Annotated in this window: 6 protein-coding genes; all 6 read right to left on the bottom strand. The window is 47.1% G+C overall.

Annotation, left to right across the window (positions count from 1 at the left end; translation table 11 throughout):
• Positions 1-235 (bottom strand): DUF3788 domain-containing protein (locus OEV79_12535; GenBank protein MDH4212263.1); only part of this gene is annotated, 235 nt, incomplete at its 3' end.
• A gap of 24 nt (positions 236-259) precedes the next feature.
• The gene (locus OEV79_12530) at positions 260-526 is read right to left on the bottom strand and encodes a zinc ribbon domain-containing protein (GenBank protein ID MDH4212262.1); all 267 of its coding nucleotides are present in this window, start codon (positions 524-526) and stop codon (positions 260-262) included.
• A gap of 93 nt (positions 527-619) precedes the next feature.
• Positions 620-1,165, bottom strand: coding sequence for a flavin reductase family protein (locus OEV79_12525; GenBank protein ID MDH4212261.1), 546 nt, complete (start codon positions 1,163-1,165; stop codon positions 620-622).
• 15 nt (positions 1,166-1,180) lie between these two features.
• Positions 1,181-1,957: an arsenic resistance N-acetyltransferase ArsN2 gene (arsN2, locus tag OEV79_12520; protein ID MDH4212260.1), complete on the bottom strand. Its 777-nt coding sequence runs from the start codon at positions 1,955-1,957 to the stop codon at positions 1,181-1,183.
• 19 nt (positions 1,958-1,976) lie between these two features.
• A complete protein-coding gene (locus OEV79_12515) occupies positions 1,977-2,354 on the bottom strand; it encodes a carboxymuconolactone decarboxylase family protein (protein MDH4212259.1) in 378 nt (125 codons plus the stop codon).
• 58 nt (positions 2,355-2,412) lie between these two features.
• Positions 2,413-2,801, bottom strand: a 389-nt coding sequence (locus OEV79_12510) for a hypothetical protein (GenBank protein MDH4212258.1), incomplete at its 5' end; no start/stop codon positions are given.

Genomic DNA, 2,801 nt, shown 5'->3' with positions numbered 1-2,801 from the left:
ATGCTTTCGATTCTGGAAACAACACGCAGAGCGTCTTATTTTTTCTTCTGTATTTAAAACACCAGCCGTATTTCTGTCCGCCGAAGAGCAACTCAGGCACATGATCGTAGTTCACCTGTAGAAATGCTCTGAGTTGTTTCCAGAGTGAACTTGCCCGCGTCCCCAACGTTGCCATCACAGTCTTTTCTGTTGGCCTCCTCGTGCCGTCAAGTAACCTTCCATACTTATCGTTCATGAATCTTTCACCCCAGGCTACTCATCACTGACACCATCTTCCCAATTTGGGGATGATCTCTTCGGCCATCGCACGGGCTTTTTCCTTGGGTATCTGCATATGCGATACGGCAAGTTCCACTAATTTGTCTATCTTCTGCTCCATAGTGATCCCTTCGTCGGTGAAACCACCATCCTTGAAGCAGAAACAGCAATACTCACCGTTCTTTGTGCCGTCGGCATTCGTGCCGAAATCTTCATCTTTCTGCATGTGCATACCACAACTCTGGCATATGATCGCTTTTGATTCCATAGTATATCCTCCTCTAGCTACTATCTAACCTGGTGTCCAACGTGTATTTAATTCTACTCGTCGAACATCCGATGTCAATGTGCACCTACGAGATCATGCAGTTTCCTCTCCGGTCAGCGTTATCTTCTCGCCGAGCCGGTAATAGGCGAAATCACCGCCAGTTGTCCACGCCATCAGCTTGACACTTTGCATATCGACATTGCCATCAATCGCAAACTCTGGATCAACATAAGATTTCACCACTTTGCCGATTATGCCTTCATTGGGATCGTAATCGAGGATCTCAGTAACACTGCACTCCATATTCAGAGGACACTCTCTTATCATCGGCGCCGTTTCGAGATCACCGTAAAAATTGTGAAAGAGCTGCGATTTATCGACATCACGGCCGGATTTGCTCCCGCAGATCACAACTTCTTTGATCATTTCTTCTGACGGTATATTCACGCTGAATGTCTTGTTCTCCTGAATACCGATCCGAGTATAACGTTTTTTATAAAGACTGAAAAATACATGTTTTCCAAAATCGAACGGCGACATGTACCCTATTACAGCATAATTTGGCCGCCCGTTAATCAATGTACCTACAAGTGCTACTGGCAATGGGTTCAATATGTTTCCCTCAACAATTTTTTTCATAAAATACCTGCCCTTTCATGTCTTTTGAACGAAGTCTATCCGGACTGGAGACCATGCATCGACAGCGCGCACATGTTCGGCATCGGCGTACGCTGCATGAGGTGCGTTCGAGGGGATGGCGATGACTTCGCCAGGTCCCAGACTTACAACACGGTCGTCTATCTCGAAGAAAAGTTCCCCTTCGATGACGAAGGTTATCTGCTCGCTCTCGTGTTGGTGTCTTTCAAACCTTGTACCCGGGGCAACCTCAAAATAAGTCAGCATAGCCTTTTCCAGGGAAACAGCCAGCATGTTAGCTCCTGGGATTCTCTCGGCGAGATCTTGCATGCTTTTCGGCACGTAATAGATATCTTTTTCGATGTCCTTGGCCATACATACCGCTGTCTCCGGGCACAACTTACTGAATTCCTCTGTCATGCGGATTTCATCGGGTAATTTATTTCGATCGACATCACTAAAACCCAATTTACGGAAAAGTTGATCGGCCGTTGTAGTCAAAAGATAAAATCTATTGAGTCCTTTGAGCCGGGCATGCGCGATAATTCCATCGTACAGTTTCCGGCCAATACCTTTGTTCTTGTGGGAAGTCTTGACCGCGAGCGACCGGAGAAGTGCTATCTCGCCGTATACTTCCAACCCCACAGCACCGACGACGGCATTATTATGCTCTGCTACCAGAAAGTTACCCAGGTGTTTTCCAACATCCTCGAACGGCAGTTGAGATTCTCTGAGCAGTTCACGTATCCGTGCCTCGTCGTCTACGACCGCACGACGAATTTGAACGTCATTCATATTCAACTCTCCTTGGTCTTTAAACAGATGATCCAGGACTATCTTTCCGCGTGTAATGTTCCAGAACGCTTATGGCAAAACGGCTTGTCACCGTGGCCGGCCCGCCACCCATTTCCATGCCGACATCGATCGCTTCCAGGACCTGTTCTTCTGTTGCACCCGCATTCAATGCTTCCCGTATATGCCACTGCAGACACGATTCACAATCGATGACGATCGATATCCCAATAGCGATCATTTCCTTGTATTTCTTTTCGAGTGCACCGGATGAAAACGCCGCCTTCTCCATTTCGAGAAATGCCTCGTATGTCCTCGATTTTTTTGCTTTCAAATACTCATGCGCGTGCTTTCGGTCCTCGATGATCTTGTTGATCTTCTCTTTGTTTTCTTCATTCATTGCCTACCTCCTCAATATTATTGCACGCAAGTGTCCTGAAATAGTAGATACAACTGGTCTAAAAGTAAAGTAGATATTTCGCCTTGATCGCTCCGATCTGATACTGCCGCTGTAGTGAGCCAAATTCATCCTGTGCCCGGTAATCATTCAGTGCAACATATAGCCATGATTTCGGCAAGAAACGCCATGAAAAGAGGAAGCCGAAACGGTTCGAGCACAGCTCAGTACTGCTGAAGTCGCCATCAGGTGCATTGAATACCATTTCACTGAACACCTCGATCCTTGTATCGCCGTTGATGAAGAACGTAATGTTGGGTCGCAGCCTTGGCGTAACCGACGCAACATGGCGGAGGGTATCCCATTCAACCCACATATTCGCCCGGATACCCGGGTTGATCAAGGGAGTGATGGCGAAGTTGTATGCGAAAGCCGTGGAGTTACGGTATG

It is taken from the genome of candidate division WOR-3 bacterium, from assembly GCA_029858255.1.
Taxonomy (GTDB): Bacteria; Hydrothermota; Tepidihabitantia; order SM23-42; family SM23-42; genus SM23-42.
This window is presented reverse-complemented; position numbering and strand designations above follow the sequence as displayed.